25 protein-coding genes are annotated in these 26252 nt (G+C 51.1%); 16 read left to right on the forward strand and 9 right to left on the reverse strand.

Annotation, left to right across the window (positions count from 1 at the left end):
- The first annotated feature begins 49 nt into the window (after nucleotides 1–49).
- From P771_RS0114785 to bioB, 3 genes are read left to right on the forward strand one after another with little or no spacing between them, the layout of a single operon-like run.
- Nucleotides 50–676 carry a LysM peptidoglycan-binding domain-containing protein gene (locus P771_RS0114785; RefSeq protein ID WP_028575743.1) on the forward strand — a complete coding sequence of 209 codons (627 nt, stop codon included), beginning with the start codon at nucleotides 50–52 and terminating at the stop codon, nucleotides 674–676.
- A complete protein-coding gene (gene bioD, locus P771_RS0114790) occupies nucleotides 677–1300 on the forward strand; it encodes a dethiobiotin synthase (RefSeq protein ID WP_028575744.1) in 624 nt (207 codons plus the stop codon). It begins immediately after the preceding gene.
- Nucleotides 1284–2252 (forward strand): biotin synthase BioB, encoded by a 969-nt coding sequence (gene bioB / locus P771_RS0114795; protein ID WP_028575745.1) that lies wholly within the window; start codon nucleotides 1284–1286, stop codon nucleotides 2250–2252. The genes bioD and bioB overlap by 17 nt, the downstream gene beginning before the upstream one ends.
- 84 nt (nucleotides 2253–2336) lie before the next feature.
- On the opposite strand, the gene P771_RS0114800 is transcribed toward bioB, so the two are convergent.
- Nucleotides 2337–3368: a TOBE domain-containing protein gene (locus tag P771_RS0114800; RefSeq protein ID WP_035244786.1), complete on the reverse strand. Its 1032-nt coding sequence runs from the start codon at nucleotides 3366–3368 to the stop codon at nucleotides 2337–2339.
- Between the two features lie 323 nt (nucleotides 3369–3691).
- Between P771_RS0114800 and P771_RS0114805 the strand changes: the two genes are divergently transcribed.
- Entirely contained in the window at nucleotides 3692–4639 is a 948-nt protein-coding gene (locus P771_RS0114805; RefSeq protein ID WP_028575747.1) for a sulfite exporter TauE/SafE family protein, read from the forward strand.
- A gap of 188 nt (nucleotides 4640–4827) precedes the next feature.
- Nucleotides 4828–5328: an HPP family protein gene (locus P771_RS0114810; RefSeq protein ID WP_028575748.1), complete on the forward strand. Its 501-nt coding sequence runs from the start codon at nucleotides 4828–4830 to the stop codon at nucleotides 5326–5328.
- Nucleotides 5329–5408: 80 nt separating this feature from the next.
- On the opposite strand, the gene P771_RS0114815 is transcribed toward P771_RS0114810, so the two are convergent.
- A complete protein-coding gene (locus P771_RS0114815; RefSeq protein ID WP_028575749.1) occupies nucleotides 5409–6077 on the reverse strand; it encodes a DUF47 domain-containing protein in 669 nt (222 codons plus the stop codon).
- 94 nt (nucleotides 6078–6171) lie between these two features.
- A complete protein-coding gene (locus tag P771_RS0114825) occupies nucleotides 6172–7407 on the reverse strand; it encodes an inorganic phosphate transporter (RefSeq protein ID WP_028575750.1) in 1236 nt (411 codons plus the stop codon).
- Between the two features lie 272 nt (nucleotides 7408–7679).
- On the opposite strand from P771_RS0114825, the gene P771_RS0114835 reads away from it, so the two are divergent.
- A complete protein-coding gene (locus P771_RS0114835) occupies nucleotides 7680–8078 on the forward strand; it encodes an OsmC family protein (RefSeq protein WP_028575751.1) in 399 nt (132 codons plus the stop codon).
- Between the two features lie 27 nt (nucleotides 8079–8105).
- Here P771_RS0114835 and P771_RS0114840 read toward each other — a convergent pair whose 3' ends face one another.
- Together P771_RS0114840 and P771_RS0114845 are read right to left on the reverse strand one after the other, a co-directional pair.
- Nucleotides 8106–8855 carry a methyltransferase domain-containing protein gene (locus tag P771_RS0114840; RefSeq protein ID WP_028575752.1) on the reverse strand — a complete coding sequence of 250 codons (750 nt, stop codon included), beginning with the start codon at nucleotides 8853–8855 and terminating at the stop codon, nucleotides 8106–8108.
- Entirely contained in the window at nucleotides 8827–9483 is a 657-nt protein-coding gene (locus P771_RS0114845) for an alpha/beta fold hydrolase (RefSeq protein ID WP_028575753.1), read from the reverse strand. Before P771_RS0114845 ends, P771_RS0114840 begins: the two co-directional genes overlap by 29 nt.
- A 258-nt stretch (nucleotides 9484–9741) precedes the next feature.
- Between P771_RS0114845 and P771_RS18545 the strand changes: the two genes are divergently transcribed.
- From P771_RS18545 to aroE, 7 genes are all read left to right on the forward strand, one after another.
- Nucleotides 9742–11898: a methyl-accepting chemotaxis protein gene (locus P771_RS18545; protein WP_051617434.1), complete on the forward strand. Its 2157-nt coding sequence runs from the start codon at nucleotides 9742–9744 to the stop codon at nucleotides 11896–11898.
- Nucleotides 11899–12109: 211 nt separating this feature from the next.
- On the forward strand, nucleotides 12110–13180 hold the full coding sequence (queA, locus tag P771_RS0114855; protein WP_244147342.1) for a tRNA preQ1(34) S-adenosylmethionine ribosyltransferase-isomerase QueA: 1071 nt from the start codon (nucleotides 12110–12112) through the stop codon (nucleotides 13178–13180).
- Between the two features lie 123 nt (nucleotides 13181–13303).
- Complete coding sequence (locus P771_RS17895; protein ID WP_035244790.1) at nucleotides 13304–13561, forward strand: 4Fe-4S dicluster domain-containing protein; 258 nt, start codon at nucleotides 13304–13306, stop codon at nucleotides 13559–13561.
- The gene (locus tag P771_RS0114865; protein ID WP_028575755.1) at nucleotides 13548–14606 is read left to right on the forward strand and encodes a 3-methyl-2-oxobutanoate dehydrogenase subunit VorB; all 1059 of its coding nucleotides are present in this window, start codon (nucleotides 13548–13550) and stop codon (nucleotides 14604–14606) included. The genes P771_RS17895 and P771_RS0114865 overlap by 14 nt, the downstream gene beginning before the upstream one ends.
- Before the next feature lie 5 nt (nucleotides 14607–14611).
- Nucleotides 14612–15364, forward strand: coding sequence for a thiamine pyrophosphate-dependent enzyme (locus P771_RS0114870; RefSeq protein ID WP_084302012.1), 753 nt, complete (start codon nucleotides 14612–14614; stop codon nucleotides 15362–15364).
- Nucleotides 15364–15909 carry a 2-oxoacid:ferredoxin oxidoreductase subunit gamma family protein gene (locus P771_RS0114875; RefSeq protein WP_028575757.1) on the forward strand — a complete coding sequence of 182 codons (546 nt, stop codon included), beginning with the start codon at nucleotides 15364–15366 and terminating at the stop codon, nucleotides 15907–15909. The genes P771_RS0114870 and P771_RS0114875 overlap by 1 nt, the downstream gene beginning before the upstream one ends.
- Nucleotides 15910–16004: 95 nt before the next feature.
- The gene (gene aroE / locus P771_RS0114880) at nucleotides 16005–16808 is read left to right on the forward strand and encodes a shikimate dehydrogenase (RefSeq protein ID WP_028575758.1); all 804 of its coding nucleotides are present in this window, start codon (nucleotides 16005–16007) and stop codon (nucleotides 16806–16808) included.
- A 120-nt stretch (nucleotides 16809–16928) separates the two neighbouring features.
- Here aroE and P771_RS0114890 read toward each other — a convergent pair whose 3' ends face one another.
- Complete coding sequence (locus P771_RS0114890) at nucleotides 16929–17657, reverse strand: TrmH family RNA methyltransferase (protein ID WP_035244792.1); 729 nt, start codon at nucleotides 17655–17657, stop codon at nucleotides 16929–16931.
- 351 nt (nucleotides 17658–18008) lie between these two features.
- Here P771_RS0114890 and P771_RS17900 point away from each other — a divergent pair, with 351 nt between their 5' ends.
- The 3 genes from P771_RS17900 to P771_RS0114910 all read left to right on the forward strand — a co-directional run bounded on the left by P771_RS17900 (nucleotide 18009) and on the right by P771_RS0114910 (nucleotide 23656).
- Nucleotides 18009–19280 (forward strand): HDOD domain-containing protein, encoded by a 1272-nt coding sequence (locus P771_RS17900; RefSeq protein ID WP_035244794.1) that lies wholly within the window; start codon nucleotides 18009–18011, stop codon nucleotides 19278–19280.
- Nucleotides 19267–21870 (forward strand): hybrid sensor histidine kinase/response regulator, encoded by a 2604-nt coding sequence (locus P771_RS18550; protein WP_051617437.1) that lies wholly within the window; start codon nucleotides 19267–19269, stop codon nucleotides 21868–21870. The genes P771_RS17900 and P771_RS18550 overlap by 14 nt, the downstream gene beginning before the upstream one ends.
- A gap of 184 nt (nucleotides 21871–22054) precedes the next feature.
- Nucleotides 22055–23656, forward strand: a complete 1602-nt coding sequence (locus P771_RS0114910; protein WP_051617440.1) for a lytic transglycosylase — start codon at nucleotides 22055–22057, stop codon at nucleotides 23654–23656.
- 79 nt (nucleotides 23657–23735) lie between these two features.
- On the opposite strand, the gene P771_RS0114915 is transcribed toward P771_RS0114910, so the two are convergent.
- From P771_RS0114915 to trxA, 3 genes are all read right to left on the reverse strand, one after another.
- A complete protein-coding gene (locus P771_RS0114915; RefSeq protein WP_028575761.1) occupies nucleotides 23736–24461 on the reverse strand; it encodes an outer membrane protein assembly factor BamD in 726 nt (241 codons plus the stop codon).
- Between the two features lie 71 nt (nucleotides 24462–24532).
- Nucleotides 24533–25453, reverse strand: coding sequence for a thioredoxin-disulfide reductase (trxB, locus tag P771_RS0114920; protein WP_028575762.1), 921 nt, complete (start codon nucleotides 25451–25453; stop codon nucleotides 24533–24535).
- Between the two features lie 4 nt (nucleotides 25454–25457).
- Complete coding sequence (gene trxA, locus P771_RS0114925; RefSeq protein ID WP_028575763.1) at nucleotides 25458–25778, reverse strand: thioredoxin; 321 nt, start codon at nucleotides 25776–25778, stop codon at nucleotides 25458–25460.
- Between the last annotated feature and the right edge of the window lie 474 nt (nucleotides 25779–26252).

Here is a 26252-nt window from a genome sequence, read left to right on the forward strand (position 1 = left end):
ATCCAAAGGTGTTTTAACAATCAAACAGGAATGCCGAGGGGTTTTGAAGATGGAACGTAAAAACTGGATTAACAAGCTGGATGAGCTGGAAGGAGATAAGCCTGCTCCCCCCAAACAGAAAAAAAATATGTCCTTTAATTTTGGCTCTGGCCAGGAGAACATGCTTAAATATGTCCTGGCTGGAGCGGGAGTGGTCATGGTGATCCTGTTGATCTCCCTGATTGCCAGGGGAGGCAGGGATTCTTCGCCTGCCGGGATGGATGAAGTCATGACCAGGCTGGAAGGTATTGAAAGGCAGATGGGTCGGATGGAAGGACAGGAAGAGGAGCGGCAAAGAATTATTTCCCAGGTGGTCATGTCTTCTCAGGATTTGAGGACCGATCTTGAGACTCAACGAGAAAACCTTGATGATCTGAGACAGAAGATTGCTGAACTGGAAAAGGTCAGGCAGCAGCCTGCTCCAAGGCCTGCTCCAGCCCCTGCTCCAGCTCCGGCCAGACAGGATCAGCCTGGGGCAGAGGACAGGATCGTTCATGAGGTCCAGCCAGGGGACAATCTGTTTCGCATCGGCCTGCAGTACAATATCTCGGTTGACCGGCTCAGGCAGCTGAACAATCTTTCTCCCAACGACTCCATTTATCCGGGTCAGAAGCTTGTAGTGGGAACAAAGAATTAGGTGAGATTCAGATTTCCAGACAGGTTTTTTGTGGCAGGCACTGATACCGGGGTGGGCAAAACCCTGGTCAGCGCCATGTTATGCCTTGGACTGGGGGCTGACTATTGGAAGCCTGTTCAGAGTGGTTCAGTTGAAGGCCTGGACAGCACAATGGTCAGCAGGATGTCCGGCCTAGGAAAGGAGAGGGTCCTGCCTGAGAGGTACGTGTTTCGTGACCCGCTGTCACCGCACCTGGCCGCCAGGAACGAGGGGGGCTGGATTGATCCGGAACGGCTGTGCATTCCAGGAAATCCCGGGCGGCTGATTGTAGAAGGAGCCGGGGGACTGATGGTTCCCCTGAACAATGATTTTTTGATGATTGATCTTATCCGGGAGCTGGACATCCCGGTCCTGGTGGTGGCCAGCAACAGGCTGGGGACCATAAACCATACCCTGCTGACTGTGAAGGCCCTGGCTTCAGCAAAGGCCGATATTTTGGGCGTGGTTCTGAACAAGGGGATTAATCCGGACCATAAAGAGGCCATTGAACACTTTGGCCAGGTTAAGGTCCTGGCCCAGCTGGGACATTTTGAGACCATCAACCCGGAGATACTGCAAAAAAGATTCAATGAACTATTTTTATGAACTGGCCAAGAGGGCTGCGTCCGGCCATAGCCCGGACAAGAAGGAAATTGAAAGGATCCTCTGTCTGCCCTATACTGAAACCATCTCTCTTTTACCGGGTACCGACCTGATCAGGCAGACCTATTTCGGGCGGAAGGTCAGTCTGTGTACTATAACCAATGCCAAGTCTGGAAAATGTTCTGAAGATTGTTCGTTTTGTGCTCAATCGGCTCATCACGGGTGCGTGGTGGATGAGTATCCCCTCAAGAAGGCCGGAGAACTGGCTGAGACCGGCAAGGCCCTGAGAGGGTCGGGAATCAACAGGTTTTCCATGGTGACCTCTGGAAAGGGGTTGAGTTCCCATGAGATTCAGACCGTGGGCCGGGCAGTGAGGGATCTGAATGCCAGCGGGATCAGAACCTGTGCCTCCCTGGGGGTGCTAAAGTCCGTTGACCTGGATTATCTGAAACAATCCGGTCTGGAAAGATACCATCATAACCTTGAAACCGCTCCAAGCCTGTTCCCCCGGATATGCACCACCCATGACTTTGCCCAGAGGGTTGATACTGTGGCTTATGCAAGAAGGGCCGGGCTGTCAGTCTGCAGCGGCGGAGTTTTCGGAATCGGGGAGACTGATGCCCAGGTGGCTGAACTTGCTATGGTATTGAAGGACCTGGATGTTGATGCTGTGCCGGTAAATTTTCTTATTCCCATTCCTGGAACCCCTTTGGAAAATGTTCCAGGACTAACCCCCTTAAGGTGTCTCAAGATAATCTCTATCCTCCGCTTTCTGCTGCCGGACAAAGAGATCATTGTTTGCGGCGGACGGATGCAGAACCTTCGGGACCTGCACCCCCTGATCTTCATGGCCGGGGCCAGTGGAATAATGACCGGCAACTACCTGACCAGGGAGGGACGGTCCCTGGAAGAAGACCTGAGGCTCATCCGGGACATGGGTCTGGAACCGGCCTGATCCGGCCGGCCTTTGGCCTGCATGGTAAAACAGCATAGTCCGTCTAAGGGAGCAGCCAGCTACTCTTAGCTGGCTGCTCAGAAATCATTGATAGTTAAGAACCACTGAATAGGCCCCGAACATGGCCCAGGCAGGATCCATGACCTTAAGCCCCAGCCTGGTCAGGCTTTTTGAGGTGACCACGGCGCAGAGCTTTGTGCCGTCTTCCAGGGACAGCAAAACTTCGGAATTCACTTTGCCTGGAACAATACTTTCCACCCGGCCCCTGAGCCTGTTTTCAGCACTGATCTGTTGATTGGTTCTGGAGTTCCCGATGAAGACAGAAGGAGCTTTGATCTCAGCAGTGGTCAATGTCCCTGTTTTCAGCCGCATTCTTTCCAGACTTCCATTGGTAATTACTGAGTAAAGGCGGATCCCTCCCAGGGTGAGCAGTACTATCAGAGATTGAATGTCCCCTTTTTCTATCCTGATGATTTTACCGAAAAAGGTGTTGCGGGCACTGGTCCTGCGTGTGGCTTCCAGGTCAATGTGCTGCCTTACCAGGTAATGAAGATCTTCATCGGAAAATTCCACCAAATCTTCAGCCGGATTTGAAGAGGTCCGGCCCAGCAGCTTCTGAACTATGGGAAGAGGCAGATTGCCACGCATCAATTCCACGGTCCTTGAACGGCGCAGGGTGCTGGGGTTGCCGAAATCCTTTGGCAGACCGCATTCCTTTGCCCGCTCATAGAATTTCTTCCGGACATGGGCCGGATCAATCCGGAACAATGCCTCATCCTTACTGAGGAGGTGCTGGGATAAAAATGATTCCAAGTCCCTTGCCAGGTCATTGGGAATTTCAACAGATCTGAACCTTTCCGTGCCTCGGGCTCCGAATCTGATGATCCTGTCCTTGAGGCTGATGTCCGAAGGCCTCAGGCTGAGAACTTCGTGCAGCTTTGCCCCGGTGTGTCGGATGAGCAGGAAAATATGAAGTATCCTTTGTCTTGACCGGATTACGTCTTGTCTTGGCGAGTCAGCAGCCCAGGACCGGAAGGATCTTTCCATTTCCGCCATCTGGACCGGGTCCAGGACTTTGGCTCCTGGAGTAAGAGAAAAGATATCAATCTTGGGCATTTTCTTGGGGATGAGGGTTGTGCCTGGTCTTGGGTCAGCAGTTGCCCAGCAGTTCAGGCCGTTTATAGCCGGGTATTTGTCGGAAATTCATTTATAATTTTATATAAAAAAAAGGAGATTCTCAATTAAAAAACCGGAAGATAACTATTTTGTGAGTTTTCAGATTGACATGGAGGTGGCCAGGGTTTAAAAATTAATGACACAGAAATATTTTTTTTCGTGTCAATGATTTTGACGGACAGGATGTCTGCAGGGTTATTTCTGATTTAGATGTGTTTTGAGTTGAGTGTGCAGTAAAAACATCAAACCGTGGAGGCGGTCCGATGTACTTTCCAGTAGCAGAAATTCATGTGGCCCCCTGGCTCCCCTTTGTGGCAGGCTTTTTTGTTGCATTTGTCTGTTCCATGGGAGGGGTGTCCGGAGCCAACCTTCTTTTGCCTTTCCAGGTCAGTGTGCTGGGCTTTACCACTCCGGCTGTCAGTGCCACCAATCATCTGTTCAATATCGTGGCCATTCCAAGCGGTGTCTATAAGTTTATAAAAGAAGGGCGCATGGTCTGGCCTCTGACCTGGATAGTTATTGCCGGGACAGTTCCCGGGGTATTTCTGGGGGTTTTTTTCCGGGTCCAGTATCTGCCAGATCCAACCCATTTTCGAATTTTTGCCGGTCTGGTCCTTCTTTATATCGGATTCATCCTGGTCCGTTCCCTGATAAAGGCCCCCCCTCCCGGGGCCGACAAGACCTCGTCGGAAAAACGGTTTCAACAGCTGGTTCAAAGCTTCAAGCAGAAAGATGCCGCCACCCGGGAACCTCTTCCAAGGGTTGAGTTGAATCATTTCGGGGTTAGAAGCGTGGAATATACATTTTACGGGGAGAAAATATCAGCTCCCACCCTGGGGATATTCATTCTAAGCGCCATTGTGGGTGTTGTCGGGGGAATGTACGGCATTGGAGGCGGGGCCATTATTGCTCCCTTCTTTGTGGCTGTGTTCCGCCTCCCGGTGTATACCATTGCTGGAGCGTGTCTGATGGGCACTTTCATCACTTCTGTGGTGGCTGCCATTTTTTTCCAGGTCCTGGCCCCGTTTTATCCGGAAATGGCTGTGGCCCCTGACTGGATGCTGGGCACACTCATGGGGGTTGGAGGAATGCTGGGCATGTACGCAGGAGCCATGACTCAGAAGTACATACCTGCCGGGCTTATCAAATGGATGCTGGCCTCCATCCTGGTTTTTACCGGAGGAAGGTATGTGCTGAGCTTCTGGATGTAACAAGGAATCCGGCCCAGGACCCACGGGCCATCTTCTGTCTGTTGACCTGGGCAGCAAGTCCGGTTAACAGGCTGCACAGGCGTATTCAGATAAAGATCAGAGGCAAGAGTCCCTGGTAATAATCTGTCGATCCATCCGCCAGACCAAGGGACTGAGTTTTTTGGCTGCTGCTTTTTATGGGAGGATTTTTGGCCGGACAATATTCTAAAATGATGAATGAGTTTAAAACTTACTGGCAGTATTATGTATTTCAAAGTATTGCCGCCACAGTGACCATTTTTGTTCTCCTGCTGGTGGTCAGCATCCAGGAGAAACCAGTAATCGTGGCCTCCATAGGTGCCAGCACTTTTATTGTTTTTGCCATGCCCGGCTATATTACAGCCCAGCCAAGGAATCTAGTCGGCGGTCATCTGGTGGGCATGTCCTGCGGCTTTCTGGCCTCCCTTGTTCCTCTGCAGCATTTGCTTCCCAGCAGCGTTGCCCTTTCGCTTCTTTATGCCCTGGCAGTGGGAATATCGATATTTATTATGGTAGTAATCGATACAGAGCATCCGCCTGCAGCCGGAACCGCCCTGGGCGTGGCTATAGCCGGATTTTCAGTAAAAATACTGCTTACCGTCCTGGTCAGTATCATTATTCTCTCATCGGTACACTGCCTTTTCAGGCACCGATTGAGGGATTTGACCTGAACCCCTGACCCCCAAGTCTTCAGTTACTGGTCAATATAATTATACCCGGGTGGTTCAGTTGAAACAACTCAGGCCACCAGCTAGCGGGTGATCATGGAACGCAGAATTTCTGCGCACTTGCCGCAGCTTTGAGACATGGAGTACATTCTCTCAATGAAATGATGCAGCAGATAAGTTTCAGAAAATTCCAGATCTGAATTGAATATTTCTTTGTTCAAAGTGTGTTTGCGCTTAAAGACCAAGTCCTTTTTGATTCTAATCCGCCTAAATTGCTCCCTGGCGTTTTCCCGGTCAAGATCTTCCAGGTGGAGCAGGGCTACCGTATCCTTGAGGGCCGGACCAAGTTGATGCACAGCCTCTCCCACTTCATCCACCAGTAGTGTCAGATCCTTTATAAATTGTTCAGGAACCGGGATGACCTTCAGGGAAAGCCAGTTCAAGGCCTCCTGGGCTGAATCCAGAATATTGTCCTGGGCAGTAGTGTAGTTCAACAGAAGGACCTTGTTTACCGGCAGCAGGATGCTGTGGGGCAGATTGTTGCGGATGTCCCTGATTATGGCATCGGCCCCGGATTCCAGATCATTCAACTGGTGCTGCAGACTCTTGAATTCAACGCACTGACCGTTTTGAATATAGCATTGCAGGGCATCATTTATTACTCCCACTGAATCTTGAATTGCCTGGTAGTGATCCAGGAGTTTTTCCATGGGGGATCTGCGGATCAATGATTTAAAAAAGCTGAATTTCATTTTGGCTTCCTCTTGGTCTTGCTGTCCGGTTTTCAAGGCATTTCATCCGGTTTTTGACCATATGGGCTGGTCTGGCCCAGTCCAGCCTCATCTCCTAAATAAAGATCCACTTGAGGATCTGGAAGATCACGATGGATGTAAAAGCGGCAATGGGAACCGTAAGCACCCAGTATCCTACTATCCTGAGCAGGACGCTGAAATTGATGGAACTGAACCCTCTGGCCAGGCCAACCCCTGTTACTCCTCCGACACAGGCATGGGTGGTGGAGACAGGCATTCCCATATTAGATGCAATGAGCACAGTTGTAGCTGCGCTGAAATCCACTGCAAATCCCCTTGTATTGGTCAGGGTGGTGATTCTGCTGCCCACGGTGGCGATAACCTTTTTCCCCAGAAGAGCAATGCCCGCGGAAAGTCCCAGCCCGCCAAGGACCAGCATGAATATTGGAATTTCCGCAGCCTGAACCAGCTGGTGATGCCTGGCCAGGATATAGATGGCAGCCACCGGGCCGATGGCATTGGCAACATCGTTGGCTCCGTGGGACAGGGCCACATAAGACGAGGTCATGATCTGCATCTTCCGGAAGATACCCTCGACCTCTTCAACGGTCTGTTCCTTTTCTCTGGTAATCCTGTTGATGATCATCCTGCCGGCAAACCATGCACACCCGGCCAGAAGAGAGGTGAAGATCAGAGCGGTGATCCTGGTCATCTCCAGGTCTTGGCCCACAGGTGTTTTGTAGATGAAGGAATAGCCGAGAATAAGAGCGGTCAATCCTATCCACCTGGGAGCCCAGCTTCTGGCCTGCTGCAGAAAATGCTTTTTATAGAATATATACTTTCTGATGTGGGAGAATATCAGAAAGGCGATAGTTCCGGCAAAAAGGGGTGAAATAATCCAGGACAGCACAACTCCGGAAAGTATCCACCAGTTTACCACCTGGGGTCCTCCGGCTACTATCCCAAACCCCAGGATGCTTCCCACAATGGAGTGGGTGGAGGAAACCGGCAGGGCGGTCAGGCTGGCTATAAGGACCCAGAGTGAGGCTGCCACCAGGGCGGAAAACATGCCCAGCATCATAATTCGGGGGTCAGTGATCTGATCTGGATTTATGATCCCCCTGGTTATGGTGGCTGTAACATGGGATCCCAGAAAAACCGCTCCCACAAAAGTCAGAGTTCCGGCTATGATTACGGCCTGTCTGACGGTAATGGCCTTGGCTCCCACAGCCGAAGCCATGGAGTTGGCTACGTCGTTGGCTCCAAGGCTGAAGGCCATAAAAAAGCCGGCTGCCATGGAAAGTACCAGGAAAATGTTATAAATATCCATTAATGGCTCGACTGAGTCTGGTTTGGTGGAAAAAGGGCATGGAACCTCCTGATTGGGCCCGATGAGATTGAGACAGCTTCATACCTGATTTTTTATTACAATAAAACATTTTTATCTTTTAGTGTTCAAATGTTACATTCAGGTCACAAAAAGATTTAATTCAGGTTACACAGCTGGTTCCAGGTATTCCAGTCCAGCCTGGACCTTGGGGCCTGACCAAAGCTTTTATGGTAGTACTTTTCTCAGAATGGATGAGCAAAAGGAGCAGAACAATGAACGGGCAGATTAAGGTGGTCTTTCACCAAGGCGCTAAGATCAGCGCAGAAGTGGACAGGTGGAAAATAGTTACTGATCAGCCTGAAAAAGATGGAGGCCAGGACTCGGCCCCTAATCCATTTCAGTTTTTCCTGGCTTCTCTGGCCACGTGTGCAGGATACTACGCTTTGAGTTTCTGCAGGAAAAGAGAAATCAGTACTAAAGGGTTATCCCTGAACCTGGTATATACTTGGACAAAAAAGGAAGGGCGGATCACAAAAATGGATTTTGAGATCACCCTGCCCGAGGGTTTTCCGGAAAAGTATCGTAAAGCCCTGATCCGGGCTGTGGATGCCTGCACAGTTAAAAAACACCTGACCCGTCCTCCGGAAATGAAGGTTCTGGTCCAGGAATGAATTATTACCTGACATAAGGTGGTCCCTTTATGTCTTATTTCCCCATAAATAGAGGATATTGTAGCTGACCCGGATTCCTTTTTTTTCCAGAAAAAGTTCCTGGTAGGTCCGGCAGAAATCATGATAGGCCTTTTTGCCTGTTGAAGCTCTGGATCCGGTATAGGTCGCTCCAGTCTGCTTATGACTTTTCAGGAACTCAGGAACATCCGGGAAGTATTCTGTATACTCCCTGGTACAGGTCTTAAGATCCAGGTTCAGGCCGGACAATGAGCAGATGCAGTTTTGGGCCTCTGGCAGGGGGTAGAGATTGCCGAATCCGGTCAGAGCCCCAACCTCCTCCATTTCCTTGAAAGTGCCCCGGACAAACAGGGCCAGGGAAAAAAACCCTGTCTTTTTTAAAAGATGCAGATTGCGGGCCATGGATGCCGGAGGATCAGCATACCACTGCATGGCTGAAGAACTGATCAAAAGGTCAAAGGTTTCTTTGCGAAAGGGAGGAGCTTCGCCGTCTCCTTGGATTTTTCGGGCCTGTCTGTCCCGGATCAGGGAGAGCATGGCTCCTGATATATCCAGGGCAGCGTAAGTATGCGGACCTGGCAGCCTTTCAAAACAGGCTTGAGTTAAAAGTCCTCCGCCGGCTCCGATCTCCAGTATCCTTGAAAAAGGCTTTACCGGGATCCTTTGGCAACACTCCAGGGCGATCCTTTTCTGGACCAGGGCCGAAGCCCTGTATGTCCTGGTGGACCGGTCAAAGCTGGTCTTTATCCTTTTCTTCATAACCTATTTTCATGATTTCATCTTCAGGAATGTAATGTCCCCAGGGAACCGGGAAGTAACAGGCATGGGGAAGATATTCCAGTATTTTTTCCGAAGCCCGGGCCGGGACGATCCGGTCATGGACGCCGTGGATCAGGATTATCGGGATCCGGCAGTGCACACCTTTTAAATCCACTCTGGACTCCAGCAGGAAGTCAAGTCCAGCCCTGAGCAGCCCGGTTTCTTCAATGAGCCTGTCGTCTCCAGGCCCGGTGCTGCTCATCCTCCAGAACCAGCGGACCAGGGCTCTTGGATTCTTTTCCAGACCCGCCTTCATCTTCAGCACTCTCTGTCTGGGGGTATAAGCGCAGAAATCCAGGAACGGGGCCATAAGAATCAGCCTGCGGGCCCTGATCCTGTGCAGGTTCTTCAGACACAGATGGGCCCCCAAAGACCAGGCCAGGAGCGTGTGCCATTCTTTTTTTTCCAAGATGTTCCACTGTCCGGCTGATAAAAGGGTTGTTGCCGGCACAAAGGTGGTGTTTGTGGAAAAAAATGGGAAAAAACAGTTGTACCCTGCCCATCCCGAGACGAATGCAGCATGTTGACGATTGATTCGGCCATGTCCGGCCCGGGTCATCTTTTTCATACGGGCAATTGATTACTATGTTGAATCTCGGCTGGCAAGTTGACCGGGCTGGGTTTAAGGGCTGCCTGCTGTCTATCAGAAAGGATTGTGCAAAAAAGGATTAGTATGGACATAAATGTAGGATTGGGATAAGCCAATTCCAAAAAATATCCTTTGGGATAAATTTCACCCAAATAAAGCGGGAAATATCAGTTGGCTTAACTGTCCAGTTCAGCCTGATTATGGACGATATTCTGCTATATTACTCAGGAGGTCTGTATGCGTTTCAGGATCAGAGGAAAGATTTTTATCCCTATGGCATTGGCCCTGGTGGCTCTGATTGTTGTAGTTTTTGTTATTCTAAATTCCCAGTTGAACCGGGTAAGCAGTGAATTTATCCGGGAAATCGGTCTCAGCAAAATGGAGGAAATTGATTCTTCCATGGCTTTGTCATTCAGAGAGGCCGAATCTGTATCAGCACTTTTTGTCCGGATGGCAGAAGTTGAACAAGCCTACCGTGTGGCCTTGTCCGGTAACATAGATGACGAGACATCACCTCAGTCCATGGAGGCCAGAGGAATGCTCAGGAGTGAACTGGCCGGTCTGCTGGACAGCTTTGAAAGTGTTCGGGGAGAACCCCTGATGCTTCATTTTCATCTGCCCAATGGTCGCAGTCTGGTACGTCTATGGCGGGAGAAGAATTTTATCCGGGACGGGGAATGGATTGATATATCGGATGATATTTCCGGTTTCCGGGAAACTGTCATGCACGTCAACCGGACCGGGAGACCAGCCCAGGGTCTTGAAGTCGGCAGGGGGGGCTTTACAGTGCGCAGTGTTCTGCCTGTGTCTTCAGCCAGGGGAGAGCATCTGGGATCGGTGGAAATGCTTATCGAGTTCGAACCCATTGTAGAGGCAGCAGCAGCCGGAGATGGTCAGGAGCTGCTGCTCTACATGAACCATGACTTGCTGCAGATTGCCCAGAGATTGCAGGATCCCTCCAGACATCCAGTCCTTGATAACAGGTTTGTCAAGGTTTCAGGCACGGATGATCCGAGGATCAACAGCCTGGTCACTTCCCAGCTCCTTGACCAGGGCAGACAGGGGCTGACGGTTGAAACCGCCGGTAACTACTCTCTGGCGGTCTTTCCTGTGGTCGACTTTACCGGGGAGCAGGTAGGGGTCATGGCTTATGTTCTGGATACCTCAGACATCCAGGGTCTTATTCGCAATCTGAGCCTCACTCTTTTGCTGATCATGGCCGGGCTTTTGATTCTGCTGATGGTGGTGGGTCAGATTTCGACCAATTATGCAGTGATAAAGCCTTTGAGAAGGATCATGGGTTTTGCCCGTCAAGTTGCTCAGGGCGACCTTGAGCAGCAGCTTGAAATAGCTTCAAAGGATGAAATGGAAAATCTGGCAGGCAGCCTTCAGTCCATGGTGGACAATCTCAAAGAAAAAATAGCCGAGGCCGAGGAAAAGACTAACCATGCCAGAGAAGAGGCTGAACGGGCAGAAGGATTCAGGCTCAAGGCGGAAGAGGCCATGAAAAAAGCTGGTCAGGCCCAGAAAGAAGGCATGCTCAGTGCAGCCTCCAGGATTGAGGATATTACGGAAAGTCTTTCTTCAGCCTCGGAAGAGCTGTCAGCCCAGGTTGAACAGGCCAGCCGTGGATCTGAAGAGCAGCAGCAAAGGACCCAGGAAACAGCCACAGCCATGGAGGAGATGAATGCAACCGTGCTTGAAGTAGCCAAAAACGCTTCCAAGGCAGCAGATTTCTCCGAAGAAGCCCAGAACACGGCGCTAAGAGGATCTCAGACCGTTCAGGAGGCCATTAAAGCCATTATGAATGTGCAAAAATCAGCTGAAGAACTCAAGAGTAAGATCGCCGGTCTGGGAGAACGGGCAGAAGGCATAGGAAAGATCATGACTGTAATTGAAGATATTGCCGACCAGACCAATCTGCTGGCCTTGAATGCAGCCATTGAGGCGGCCAGGGCCGGTGATGCCGGCCGCGGGTTTGCTGTGGTGGCTGACGAGGTGCGCAAGCTGGCTGAAAAGACCATGAGTGCCACTAAAGAAGTGGGTGATTCCATCCATGCCATCCAGGAGGATGTCAAAAACAACGCCAGAAGCGTGGATACCACTGTTGACTCGGTCAAGGCCGCCACTGAACTGTCCGGTCGCTCAGGCAAAGAACTTGATGAGATCGTGACTCTGGCAGAAAAGGCTTCGGATCAGGTCCGGGCCATAGCCACGGCTTCAGAAGAACAGTCTTCAGCCAGCGAGGAGATTAACCGTTCCATTGACGACATCAACAGGGTTGCCGGAGAAACAGCTGATGTCATGGCCCAGTCGGCTCAGGCCATCAGTGACCTGGCCAGGAGGGCGACTGAGCTGCAGAGTCTGGTCCAGGAAATGAAGGACCAGGCCTGATCAGGGCGTTGGGCCTTCCCTTGGGGCCCGGCTGAAGATATCTGCCTGGTAATGGGCAGTTGCACCTCACTCTTCCAAACTGACTTGGCTCAGCAAATAATCCACAAAGCCCGGGCAATCTCATGCCCGGGCTTTCTTGCTAAATTTACCAGATAAATTCTATGGATTTTTTTCCAATGTTGGCTTATAAATTCGGGTTATGCCTGAATTTATGGATTACGATCTGGAAAGCTATGATTATGAGCTGCCCCCGGATCTTATTGCCCAGTATCCCTGTCCGGACAGACCTGATTCAAGGCTGATGGTCCTGGACAGGGCAACCGGAAAATCAACTTCCTGCAGGTTCCTGGACATCAAAGAACATCTGGTCCCGGGCTCCCTTCTGGTGGCCAACAACACCCGGGTTCTTCCAGCCCGGCTGACAGGGAAGAAGGCAAGCGGCGGAAAAGTCGAGTTTCTCCTTCTAACCCCTCTGCCTCTCATTACCCCTCAAAGGGATGGTCTGGAAAAGACTGCTTTAGTCGACTGCCTGCTCAAGGCTTCCAAACACCCCAGGCCAGGACAGTGGATTGAGTTTTCAACAGACACCCGGTTCAAGATCCTGGAAAGAGGTGAAATGGGCAGGGCCAGGGGGGAGCTGCGCTGGAAGGGGGATTTGGTCCGTTTTTTCATTGAAAACGGAAGGGTGCCCCTGCCGCCGTACATTCAAAGAAAAGATGATCAAAATGATCATGACCGGTATCAGACGGTTTATGCCTCAGAGGATAAAATCGGGTCAGTAGCGGCCCCGACAGCCGGCCTGCATTTCAGTCCAGAGTTCAAAGACGAACTTGAAGCCTCGGGATTCGGATGGGCCGAAGTTACTCTGTACGTGGGATACGGCACTTTCAGTCCGGTCAGATGCCGGGACATCAGGGAGCACCCGATGCATCCAGAATACATAGAAGTTTCACCGGAAGCTGCCTCCAGAATAAGAGAGGCCCGGAAAGCAGGCGCCAAAATAGTCGGCATAGGTACGACCACAGCCAGGACTTTGGAGAGCGTGGGCGTTCCTGGTGAAAAAATGACCGCTCACCAGGGATGGACCGATCTTTTCATCTATCCCGGTTACAAATTCAAGGTGATTGACCAGTTGGTCACGAATTTTCACCTGCCCAGGTCTTCCCTGTTGATGATGGTTTCAGCCCTGGCTGGAAGGGAATGCATCCTCAATGCCTACAATGAGGCCGGAAGACAGGGGTTCAGATTTTTTTCCTATGGGGACGCAATGTTCATCAAATAGAAGGGGATGTGGCCCGCAGGTTGCCGGTCCGAAGAAAAGACAGACGGCATTTATGGTATGGAGCGGGCATTGACGGTGGGCATGATCAATAATTGATAACAGGAAACAGGCAGAGGTGTTTTAATGTCGCGAGTAGAATTTAGGGAAGAGAGATGCAAGGGTTGCCTTCTCTGTACCCATGTCTGTCCCACGGAGATCCTGGTTCAGTCGGACAGATTCAATAAGCAGGGGTACAAAGTTGTCTGCGTGAAAAACGGAGATATGTCCGGATGCAAGGGATGCGCCTTTTGCGCGGAAATATGTCCGGATGAGGCCATAATCGTCTATCGGAGCAAAAAAGATTCCCAGGACGGGAAAGTGATGGAGGATGCTGATGTCTAGGATCTTTATCAAGGGCAATGTGGCCATTGCCAGAGGAGCATTGGATGCTGGCTGCAGGTGTTATTTCGGCTACCCCATCACTCCCCAGAACGATATCCCTGAGTTCATGTCCAAAGCCATGCCCGAGGCTGGTGGCGAATTTGTCCAGGCCGAGAGCGAGGTGGCAGCGGCCAATATGCTCCTGGGAGCTGCAGCCTGCGGAATAAGGGCCATGACCTCTTCTTCCAGCCCTGGCATGTCCCTGAAACAGGAAGCTCTTTCTTATATGGCTGGAAGTGAGCTGCCCGGGGTTGTGGTTAATATGAACCGGGGAGGACCTGGGCTTGGAGATATTGGCCCGTCCCAGGGAGACTATTTTCAGTCGGTCAAGGGAGGCGGACACGGAGACTACCGTCTGCTGGTTCTTGCCCCCGGGACTGTTCAGGAGGCTTATGACCTGACCATCCTGGCCTTTGAACTGGCCTTTGCCTATCGCAATCCTGTCCTGATTCTGGGCGATGCTATCATCGGACAGATGCAGGAACCCATTACTCCTCAGAAGCCGGTTGCTGTAGATCCCTTTGAGGGAGGCTCATGGCGTCTTGAGGGGGCCGGACAAAGAGAGCCCAGGGTGATAAAGTCCCTGCACCTGACCGATGGAGCCCTGGCCGGGCACAACCTGAAGCTTCAGGAAAAATATCAGCGGGCCGGAAAGGAATGCCGCCATGAAGAATTTTTGACCCAGGATGCCGAACTGATCGTAGTGGCCTATGGATCCATAGGGCGCATCGTAAAGTCGACCATCCGCAAGTTGAGAAAAGAGGGAGTAAGGGTCGGCCTGATCAGGCCCATTACCCTGTTTCCATTCCCTTCCAGAGTACTTTTTGACCTGGCAGATCAGGGGAAGAAATTTTTGACCATTGAGCATAATATGGGTCAGATGGTGGAGGATGTCCGCCTGGCCATCTGCGGCAAAGCTGAAAGCAGGTTTTACGGACAGCTTCCAGGAAACCTGCCAACTCCCAACGATTTTGAACAGCCGATTATTGATGCGGTAAGGAGCTGATGAATATGGAAGAAGTTTTGGCATATAAATCACCTTTGCTTTTGGATGACCGGCTCAGCCACTATTGTCCCGGGTGCCATCACGGAACAGTGCACAAGCTTGTGGCCGGGTGTCTTGAAGAACTGGGTGTTGGTGATAACACTGTCTGCGTGGGGTCCATCGGCTGTTCGGTTTTCATTTACAATTATTTGACCCTGGATACTGTGGAAGCCCCTCATGGACGGGCTCCGGCCGTAGCCACCGGGGTCAAGAGAAGCAGGCCGGACAAGTTTGTATTTACCTACCAGGGCGATGGGGACCTGGCCTCCATCGGTCTGGCCGAAATAATGCATGCTGCCAATCGCGGAGAAAGGATATCAGTAGTTTTTGTTAATAATACTGTTTACGGGATGACCGGCGGACAGATGGCTCCCACGACCATGATCGGTCAGAAGACCACTACCTGCCCAGGAGGGAGGTGTGCTGACCGGGAAGGACTGCCCATGAAAATGGCTGAAATAATTGCTGGACTCGGTGGAGTCAGGTATTCGGCCAGAGTGGCGGTCAATAATATCAAAAACCTGAAAAAGGCCCGGAAGGTCCTGAAAAAGGCCTTTGAGATCCAGCTTGCTGGAAAGGGATTTGGTTTTGTGGAATTTCTGGCCTCATGTCCCACCAACTGGAGAATGACTTCTTTGGCCGCCAATGAGAGGGTGGAAAAGGAAATGATCCCCTATTTCCCCCTCGGTGTTTTCAAGGATGAACAAGGAGATTCATAATGGGAGTATACAACGACGCAATAATTGCCGGGTTCGGCGGCCAGGGGGTCATGCTCATTGGTAACCTCCTGGCATACTCGGCCATGGAAAACGGACTCAATGTCACCTATATCCCTGTGTACGGCCCAGAAATGCGTGGTGGAACCGCTAATTGCACGGTGGTTATCTCCCAGGAGGATATTGGTTCGCCTATTATCAAAAATCCTCTGGGGCTGATTGCTCTGAACAGGCCTTCTCTGGACAAGTTCCAGCCCATGGTCCAGGATCAGGGCATTGTGATTGTCAATTCATCCCTGGTGGATATGGAACTGGCCGACAGGAAGAGACTTCAGGTTCATCCGGTACCAGCCAATGAGATCGCTGATAAGCTCGGCAACACCCGCATGGCCAATATGGTTGCCCTAGGCGCTTATGTCCAGGCTACAGGAGTGATTCCTCTGGAGGTTGTTCAGAAAAGCCTGGTCAATGTCATTGCAGCCCACTACAGTCACCTCATCCCCAAAAACGCCGAAGCCCTGGAAGCAGGAGCGGCTGTGATAAAATAAGAACATCAAGTCCGGTAAAGGCGCCACAAACCCTCAGAAAAAGTCTATGGGGAGTCCAGTTGCCTTTACTGGAAAGATGACAAGGAGCCCTGGAAATGTATCAAGCCTATGGTGTCCTGGGTCATCCTCTGGGACACTCCCTGAGCCCATTACTGCACAACTTGGCTTTTGAGCAACTGGGCATGAAAAGGTCCTATTTCAGGTGGCAGATTAAATCCGAGGATCTGCCTTTTTTCATGAAGGCGGTGCGGATCCTTCCCCTGTCCGGGGTAAGCGTCACCATCCCCTATAAGGAAAAAATCATGCCTTTTCTGGATGAAATCAGTCCAGAGGCCCGGGAGATCGGAGCGGTAAACACCTTGTACTGGGATAAGGACAGGCTTTGGGGAACAAATACGGACTACCTGGGGTTCATGGCCCCCATCAGGGAGATGAAAATCACATCTGCCCTTGTTCTTGGAGCAGGCGGTGCCTCACGCTCTGTCTTGTATGGTCTGAAAAAGCTTGGGGTAAAGGAAATTTATCTGTGCAACAGGAATCGGGAAAAAGCAGATCAGTCAGCAAAGGAATTTGACGTGGAGCGGGTTGACTGGTCCAAGCGCAGATACATCAGGGCCGGAATCCTGGTCAACACTACTCCCCTGGGCACTAAAGGGGACAATCAGGATTTGAGCCCCTGGGACCTGGATGCTTATCCTTTTAAAGTGGTCTATGATCTTGTCTATAATCCGGTTAAGACCAGGTTGCTGCGCTCTGCAGAACAAAAAGGTGTCACGGTTGTTTCCGGATTGTCCATGTTTGTCCATCAGGCCAGAGAGCAGTTCAGGACCTGGACGGGTGAGGTATTTGATCCGGACTGGGCTGAAGAAGTGTTGCACAGGGAAATGGAAGGAATTTGAAATCAGGGATGTTGCGCCTGAGTGCAGAACAGGGCTGAAAACCAGCCTGCTGCACCGGTCCAGGCCCTGAAGTCCTCTAGGGGTGTTTTTTCCGCCGGGATGGACTGCAGACTTTCTTTTTTAAGGTCTGGCGATCTTTAACATCTGCCCCAGAATGACAGCCCCTGCCTGGGCCACGTTGAGAGAATCAAATCCTCCGGGCATGGGAATGTGTATTTTTTCCTGGCAACGTTTCAGGACATTGGGCCTGATCCCTTTTTGTTCCCCCCCGAGCACAAGGACTGCAGGAAAAGAAAAGTCTGCATCAAATACGCTCAAACCTTGATCCGGCACAGCTCCGTAAATGGTGAAGCCCTGCTCATCAGCCAGATCCAGAGCCCTGGCCATGTTTGTGACTTGGACCATGTTTATTCTGGCCAGGGCTCCGGCCGATGATTTCATGGCTCCTGTTCCCGGGAGAGCGCTCCTGTCTTTGGGGATGACAATACCGGAACCACCAAAAGCAGCCATGGTTCTGGCCAGAGTCCCCAGGTTGCCCGGGTCCTGTACCTGATCAAGGGCCAGGATTACCGGAAAGGCTGAATCAGGAGTGCCTGACAGGACATCCTCCCATGCAACTGGAGATACAGCCCGGATTATGGCAGCCACACCCTGATGGCATCTGCCTGCCTTGTCCAGTTCGGCGCCTGCCACCAGCCGGAACCTGATTCCAAGTTTTCTGCACGTCTCTATGACCTGCTCAAGATTTCTGGGCACGGGTTTTTTGATAAGCACCTGTTCAACCTTGCCCCTCTGGAGGGACAAAGCCTCAAGAACCGGCTTTCGACCTAGAATGTAGCTGGTATCCATCTGTAAAATTTACCAGGATCAGCCGGAAAAGTAAATCGGCCTGTTGGGAGTGGTCCTGTTCCACAGTTCAGCCGGATACTTTTCAGGAATGGTTCTGAGTGTGGATCTGACTTGTCTTGACAGGACCTGACCAGCCCTTCAGGGGTGATTACTATTTGAAATGATTTCTGTTTTACAGATCAGTACGAAAGACCTCCCTGGGCCAATAGTTGACAGAAAAATGTTTTTATGTTGGTAGACTTTAATATCATTGCGGCAAGCCTTTTCTTTTTGAGCCTGGTTCAAATGCGGCTGGATTTTGGTCAGAGTGCCTAAGGGCCTGTTTGAAGCCTTGAAAGGATTTTCATTTTAATGAACACCATCAGCATTGATGAGATAAAGCCGGGCATGATCCTGGCTACGGATCTGAGGACCAGGCACGGAAGACTTCTTTTGCCTTCCGGGTCCGAGATCACTGAGGAACATCTCAAAATTGCCAGGATATGGGGGATTACCGAGGCAAAGATTACTGACGACCAGTTCCATGAGAAGGACTCCTCAACAGAGTTTGATCCAGAGATACAAAGAGTCCTGGATGCACTGGCCAGCTGGAGATTCGCCTGCTGCGATCATGAACAGGCCGTTGTCCGACAGCTTGTCCGGTTATTCAGGAAGAGGGTGGCCAGGGGGTTAACCAGGAATAAAGTCAGGGAACTGGTTGGTAAATATCGCGGTCCAGGCAACCTGCAGGAAAGAATAAAATTATTTGACCAGGAAACAGAAAAACCCCGGTGTGAAGATATAGTCCAGAAGGAAGTGGGGCTTGTTTCTCTGCCAGAGGTGTTTCACGAAATAGTGGAAGTGGTCAGGAGTCCCACCAGTTCGGCCGGGCATATTGCTGAGGTGATCAGCAGGGATCCCAGTCTGTCGTCCAGGATACTGAGGCTGGTGAACAGCTCGTTTTATGGATTTATGGCCAGGGTGGACACCCTGACTAGGGCAGTGGCCATAGTGGGAACCGTTGAAATAACCAATCTGGCCATGGGTATCGCAGTCACCTCCACGTTTACGGACATCCCTCCGGAAATTGTGGATATGCCGGATTTCTGGGAACACAGCTTGGCAGTTGGGGTGCTGGCCAGGATCATGGCTGCCCAGACCAAATGTCCTGGTCTGGAAAGGCTTTTTGTTGGTGGTCTGCTCCATGATATTGGTCGTCTGGTGCTCCTGAAAAACTATCCAAGACTATCTGGCAGGATGATCCTGGCAACATCGGTTCGACCTGCCACTCTTTACCAGCTGGAAAAGAAAAGCATGGGGTTTTCCCACGCCGGCCTTGGAGGCAGACTGCTCAAAGAATGGGAAATACCCGAAAGCCTGGCTGATATGGTCGGATTTCACCATTGCCCGGAAAAGGCCCTGGATTCACAGGAAGCCTGTCTGATTCATATAGCTGATATCATCTCTCATGCCCTTGGACTGGGCCACAGCGGCGCCAGAAGGGTCCCTCCCATTACTGACAAGACTTGGAAAAGAACCGGACTACCAGTAACTGTCCTGCCTGCGGTGGCTGCCCAGGCTGAAAATCAGCTGCGCGATCTCATGCGCATTATTGTCCAGGATCAATCCAATGCCGCCCCATGAGCAAGACCTGACAACATGGCTCACTGAGCGTGTTTCATATCTGGAAGATGCATACAGATCCGTGTTGCAATCACTGCAGACAGCGGCTGAAGGCGGTGATTTCCGCCCGTCAGCCGGTCAATTTCATGATCAGGTGGATGTACTGAAAGACTGTGCCCTCAGGGTCATGCGGCTGGCTCCTTTTGAGTCCGTAGGATTCTGGGTAGTTGATGAGGAAACTTCGGATTTTTCTCTAGGCTACTTTACCCCTGTGGAGGCCGAGGATTTCATGACAAAGGAGTTTGACCGGCTGACCGACGAGGGAATGGTCGCTCTGGCCCTGATGGGAGAAAATCCTATATATGCCGCTGGCTCCAAACCTGGTTACAGGCATGTGATCCAGGTTCTGGCCACGTCTTCCAGGGTAAGAGGTCTTCTAATCGGCCGGCTGGAAACAGGCAAAGTGCTTTCAGAAGCGGCCTCTCCTCTGCTCATGATTACCGCTCAGAACTGCGCCTCATCCCTGGAAGCACTGGAACTTTATGGGCTCTTGAAGGACAAAAACAGGGACCTCAAGGAGCAGATGCAGCAGCTGGCTGCCAGAGAGAGCCAGCTGAAAAGGGAGATAGTCAACCGCAAGGCTGTTCAGGCCCGTCTGGAAATTCTCGCCCAGGCTTTTATCAATTCTCTGGAAGGGATGCTCATCATTGATTCTTCCGGCCTTATTCTGGAGGCCAATCCAGCCTTTTGTTCAATGATCAGGCAAAGCAGGGACAAGATCATCAACCGGACCTTTGTTGACCTCCTGAAATGGCTGCGCATCAATGGAGAGTTGAAAAAGATAATCCAGCAGGTCAGAGCAAAGGGCTCCTTTGAAGGGGAAATTCAGGCTAGGCTCCATAAGGGAAGTGCACTCATACATGCCCTGGTTTCAGTGAGCATTTCGCTGGACGATTCAGGCAGACCGGACAGCTATATTGTGGTTGTCCATGATACAACTGACCGGCGGAATCAGGAGAAAGCCCTGCTGGAAGCTGAAAAAAGATACAGGGAGATATTTGAGCTGGCGCCGGTGGCAATTTTCAGAACCACTCCTGATGGACGGTTCTTAATGGTCAATCCTGCTTATTCGACAATGCTCGGTTTTGGCTCTCCCCAGGAAATGATCCGATCTGTCAATGACATCGGAACCCAGCTTTATCATGATCCAGCAGAGAGAATCGAGTATGTCCGTCAGCTTCGGGAAAAAGGAATGGTTGACGGCTTTGAGACAAGGCTGAAGCGTCAGGATGGAGGGCTGGTCTGGGTCTCCATTAACAGCCGGACCGTCCTGAACGAGCAGGGAAACATTCTGTTCATTGACGGATTTCTCAGGGATATCACCGCATTCAAGGAAAATGAGCAGCAAAGATACCGGGCTGAGCAGGAAAGGGAAAAACTCCAGAATCAGCTCAATCAGGCTCAGAAGATGGAATCCATAGGCAGACTGGCCGGAGGGGTGGCCCATGATTTCAACAACATGCTCCAGGTCATTCTGGGTTACTCCAGGATGGCCATGGCCAGGACATCTTCTGACAGTCCCCTGGTCCACCCCCTGGAGGAAATTCAGAAAGCAGCCGACCGTTCAGTGGATCTGGCCCGTCAGCTCCTGGCCTTTGCCCGTAAGCAGACCATCAGACCCAAAGTTCTTAATCTCAACGATACCATTTCCGATATGATGGGCATGCTGCAAAGTCTGATCGGTGAACACCTGATCCTTGAGTGGACCCCTGCCCCGGATCTCCTTCTGACCAGGGTGGACCCTTCCCAGATCGACCAGATACTGGTCAACCTGGTTATCAATGCCAGGGACGCCATTTCCGGGCAAGGTTCTATCTCAATTGCAACAAAAAATTTTGAAATGGATGAATCCTTTTGCAGGGAGCATCCGGAATGTCTGGCTGGAGACTATGTCCTGCTGGAGGTTGCAGACAGCGGGTGCGGTATGGATGAACATGTCCTTTCGAAAATGTTTGAACCCTTTTTTACCACCAAAGGCCTGGGCGTGGGCACCGGTCTGGGGCTGGCCACTGTATACGGCATAGTCAAACAGAACAATGGGTACATCTATGCCCATAGCCGGCCAGGACATGGAACAGTCTTCAGCGTATATTTCCCGGGCATCCAGGGTGAACAGGCCTCTTTTTTCGGTCGGAAACAGGCTCAGCAGGATCTGGCCAGGGGCTCCGGAACCGTCCTGCTGGTGGAGGATGAAGAGATGGTCCTTGAATTGACATCCGAGGTGCTGGAGCAACTTGGGTATACCGTGCTTTCTTCTTCCAGCCCGACTCTGGCCCTGGAAAAGGCAAAAGAGTATCAGGGAGAAATTGACCTTCTTGTTACCGACGTAAACATGCCTGTTATGAACGGTCCTGAACTGGCCCGGAAGATCAGGACCGTGAGACCTGATATAAGGGTGTTGTTCATGTCCGGCTATACATCGGACCTGATGCGTCATCAGGATTTGCTTTGCAATGAGACCCTTTTTCTTCAAAAACCCTTTTCTGCTGAAGAGCTTTCGCAAAAGATCCGCCGGGTCCTGGACGTATCCGGACAAGGCCGGTCAGCCTGACAGGGACGGATGGCAGGGATTCGAATTCCTGCCATGAGCAGGCTGATCCGGGTTAAATTATATATTGCCAAAGATATGGGTTTTTAATACCCAGTATTAGCTGGTTGTTGAGGTTGTGCCTGGTTTCCAGATCATTGTACTGTCTCTCATCCCATCGTGTTCACTAATAAGGAGTAACATAATTATGGCATATCGTTTTTTTCTGGTGGCGGTCAGTGCTTTTTTACTGACAGCCTGTGCCACTGCCAAGCCTGACAAATCCGCCTCCCTTGATCTATCTCCGGTTGCACAAAAAGACCGTGTTCTTGGGGAAGATGATTTGTCCTTTGAGGCTGATCTGGCCCAGCAGACTCTGGAAGCTGAGGGGTTGGATCTTACTCCCGACAAGGTCAGGGAACTGGCTGATGAACCCTTGACCGAAGCCGAGGAAAAGGCTCTTGAAACCGAGGTGGGTTTTGATTTTTTTCTTGATGCCCAGGAAACCCAGGCCATGGAAAATTACTTCAAGATGTTCACGCATACCCACCGGACCACCTTTGAGAACTGGTTGAGAAGGTCTGAACAGTTTCTTCCTTATATCAGGGATGTTTTTGAAGAAAGGGGACTGCCCCTGGATCTGATCTATCTGCCTTTTGCTGAGAGCGGGTTCAATGCCTGGGCATACTCCAGGGCTGGAGCAGCCGGGCTCTGGCAGTTCATGCCGGCTACCGGAAGACACTACGGCATGCGGGTGGACTGGTGGCTGGATCAGCGCAGAGACCCTTACATATCAACCCATAAGGCTGCCGACTACCTGGAAAAGCTTTATGGCGACTTTGACGACTGGTATCTTGCCCTGGCTGCTTATAATGCTGGAGAAGGCCGGGTGGCAAGGGCACTCAGGCAGAGCGGTCATGATAATTACTTTGATCTGATCAAAGGTCCTTATCTGGCCCGGGAAACCAGGAACTATGTGCCTAAATTTCTTGCTATTCTTAAGATAGTCCATAATCTTGAAGAACTGGGATTTGAACCCATCAACTGGGAAGCAGCTCCGGCCCTGCAGAAAACCGAAGTCAGGCCTGGAACCGATCTGCTGGCCCTTGCCAGGGCCTGCAACATGAGCTGGGATGAGTTCAAGAATCTGAACCCGGCCTTTAGAAGACAGGTCAGCCCTTCTGACTCCAAGGCCAGAGTTGTGCTGCCAGAAGAGAAGCTGGAGCTGGCCAGGAATTTTCTGGAAAGTCCTGATTCAGCACCCTATGCAGGGTACCAGAGATACCAGGTCAGAAATGGTGATTCCTGGTGGAGGATATCAAACCGCTTTGGAGTCCCGGTCAATGTGCTTAAGGCGGTGAACAACACCAACTCCAATCTGCTCAGGACCGGTCAGTACGTGATTGTTCCTGCTTCAGGCTCCACCGGCGGGCAGGCCTTGGCTTCCCAGGGGACAACCACCCAGGACCATGCCCAGAGGCGAGGTTCTTATATTGTGCAGCGAGGGGACACCCTGTGGAATATTTCCAGAAAATTTAACGTGAATATGGACACGCTGATGGCTGCCAACGGCATAAGTAATGCCAGGTCATTAAGGGCGGGACAGACACTGTACATCCCGGGTCCGACCCAGGCCTCTGCCCAGGAAGGCTCAGGCCGGCTGGTCAACTACCAGGTGCGCAGGGGAGATACCATCTGGGGAATAGCCCAGCGTTTCGGAGTCCGGGCCAGTGATTTGCAGAGGTGGAACAATATTTCCGGCAACCAGATCATCAGGCCTGGAGACAGCCTCAGGGTCTATGTGCGGTAGGAAAGAAATTATTTAAATCAAAAAAAGCACCCCTTGGGGTGCTTTTTTTATTTTCATGGTCCCGGTTTAAGGGATGAATTTAAAGCCATTCAAACCAGTCTCTCCAGGATCCCTGGTCTTCATCCCGTTTTTGCCTGGACTGGTCTTTTTGAAATTTATAATAGCTCACCTTGGACCTCTGGCTGGCGTATTCAGCAATTTCAGGAAGGTCTTTGAAGTTTTCCACCACATACCTGTATCTCTGCCAGGCTGAGCCATACCTTTTGGTCCGCCAGTAAAAATCAGCCACAAAAAGTTCGTGTTCAGCCATCTTTGTCCTGGCCTGGACAATATAGTATCCTGCGTATTCGGCATATTCAGAGTCAGGGTAAGACTCCCTGACCCGGTGAAAATATTCCAGGGCATCAACCATATGGGTCTGGGGGCGGTCCACTGTCTTGAACTTGCTGAAATTGGCTAAGCCGGTCCGGAACAGGGTATAGGGAACCAGCTCATGTCTGGGATTCATCTCCAGAAATTCCCTGTAGGCGTTTACGGCAGCAGTGTAATTGCCGGACTGGAAATAAGCGTCCCCCAGGGCTACCTCAGCCACAGGGGTGTGTGGAGAGAACGGATATCTGTCCTTGAGTTCGGAAAAATACCTGATGGCCTGGCGGTATCGCTCTTCCTCCATGGCCGATGTTCCGGCCTGGGCCAGTTCCCAGGGACTGTCTTCAAGAGGACGCGGGCCTCGGTCAAAAAAGGCGCAGCCCCAGAGGCTGAGCATGGTCAGGATGGATATGGTCTGGATCAAAAGTTTTTTCATTATTGCTGATTTTTTGGACACGGGTTGGTTATAAAGGACTTTTTGAAAGGAGCTGTTCTGGTTTGGCAGCATCAGCTGTTTTGTTCAAGGTAGACCTGGGCGTTATAAGCCGCTGTGGCGCCATCTCCCACTGCTGTGGATACCTGGCGGCAGTTCTTTGACCGGATGTCCCCGGCTGCATATATTCCTGGAATATTGGTCATCATTTCCGGGTCGGTCTTGATGAATCCCAGAGCATCGGTTTCAATGTCCTCAGGAATGAATCCTCCGGCCGGGTTGAGTCCAATAAAGATAAAGGCCCCTTGGACGTTGAGCAGAGATTCGGCACTGGTTTTGACATTCTTGAGCTTGATCCCGCTCAGATCGTCCTGTCCAATGAATTCCGTGGCAATGGTGTCGTAGATGACGTTTATCTTGGGATCCTTTAAAACTTTGTCCTGATACAGCTTGGCCCCGCGGAAAGCATCACGCCGGTGGATCAGATGGATCTTGTTGACCAGCTTGGACAGGTAAAGGGACTCCTCAAGGGCAGTGTCCCCGCCGCCAATGCAGGCCACGTCCTGGCCTCTGAAGAAATTTCCGTCACATACAGCGCAGTAGGATACCCCTCGTCCGGTGAACTTGCTTTCTCCGGGAACACCCAGCTTTTTCCACTTGGCCCCGGAACAGATGATGAGTGTCTTGGCAAATATTTCACCTTCTGCAAGGATGACCTTGTGTCTTCCAGGCTGGATATTGATTCCTGTGACTTCATCCCGGATTTTTTCGAGTTCAAAGGGATCAAGGTGAGCTGTGAACCGGTCAATGAGCTCGTATCCTTTGATTCCATCGGGAAATCCGGGATAGTTGTCAATGCCCTCGGTCAGAAGGACCTGCCCTCCTGGGGCCAGTTTTTCCACCCAGGCCATTTTTATCCCGGCTCTTAACAGGTAGAGGGCGGCTGTTATTCCTGCCGGCCCGCCCCCTATCACCAGTGATTCGTATTCCTTCATTTCCCTACAGCACCTTATCCGAGATCATCTGCTTGAGATTGGCCTTGGATACAGCTCCGGTAACCTGTTCAACAACCTCTCCGCCCTTGAACAGGATAAGGGTTGGTATGGCCCGGATGCCATATTTCCCAGGGGTGTTGGGGTTTTCGTCAACATTCATCTTCAGGACTTTGACCTGACCGCTGTATTCCTGAGCCAACTCTTCAACCACTGGAGCAATGGCCCTGCAGGGTCCACACCATGGAGCCCAGAAATCCACCAATACCGGCAGATCGCATTTGAGAACTTCTGCTTCAAAAGTATTGTCAGTAACTTGATTTGCCATTTTCGTCTCCTTTTATTGTGGAAGTTATAAGTGCCAGATTGTTGCATCTGACAATCAATATTAAGGTAAGTGTAAAAAACATGTCAACCCTAATCAGGACTTTAACTCTACAAGACTTGGGCGGATGATGCCCGGCTGTTTCAGAGAAGTGGCCGAATTTGTTTCTGGCCCGGACCTGACCGGGTTGGATCTGTACCATCTTTTGAAATCAGTTTTAACTTTTTATCTCCATAAAGCAAGTGAGATTTATGAGCATGCCCTTTTACTGGAGGAGTTTTATTGGTCATCTCACCTAAATCCGGTCGGCAAAGTCCATGGTGGGTGCTGACAATTTCATCCAGTCCTTGAGTCTTTCTTGTATCGTGAGAACAAGCCCAGCAGCGAGGAGGAGGGTCTCGATCTGGAGGGCTGCGGCAGGCTTGACCTGGCCTGGAGTTATGTCCTATAGGAAATTTATGTCAGGCTTGCCGGGTC

Source organism: Desulfonatronovibrio hydrogenovorans DSM 9292, assembly GCF_000686525.1.
Taxonomy (GTDB): domain Bacteria; phylum Desulfobacterota; class Desulfovibrionia; order Desulfovibrionales; family Desulfonatronovibrionaceae; genus Desulfonatronovibrio; species Desulfonatronovibrio hydrogenovorans.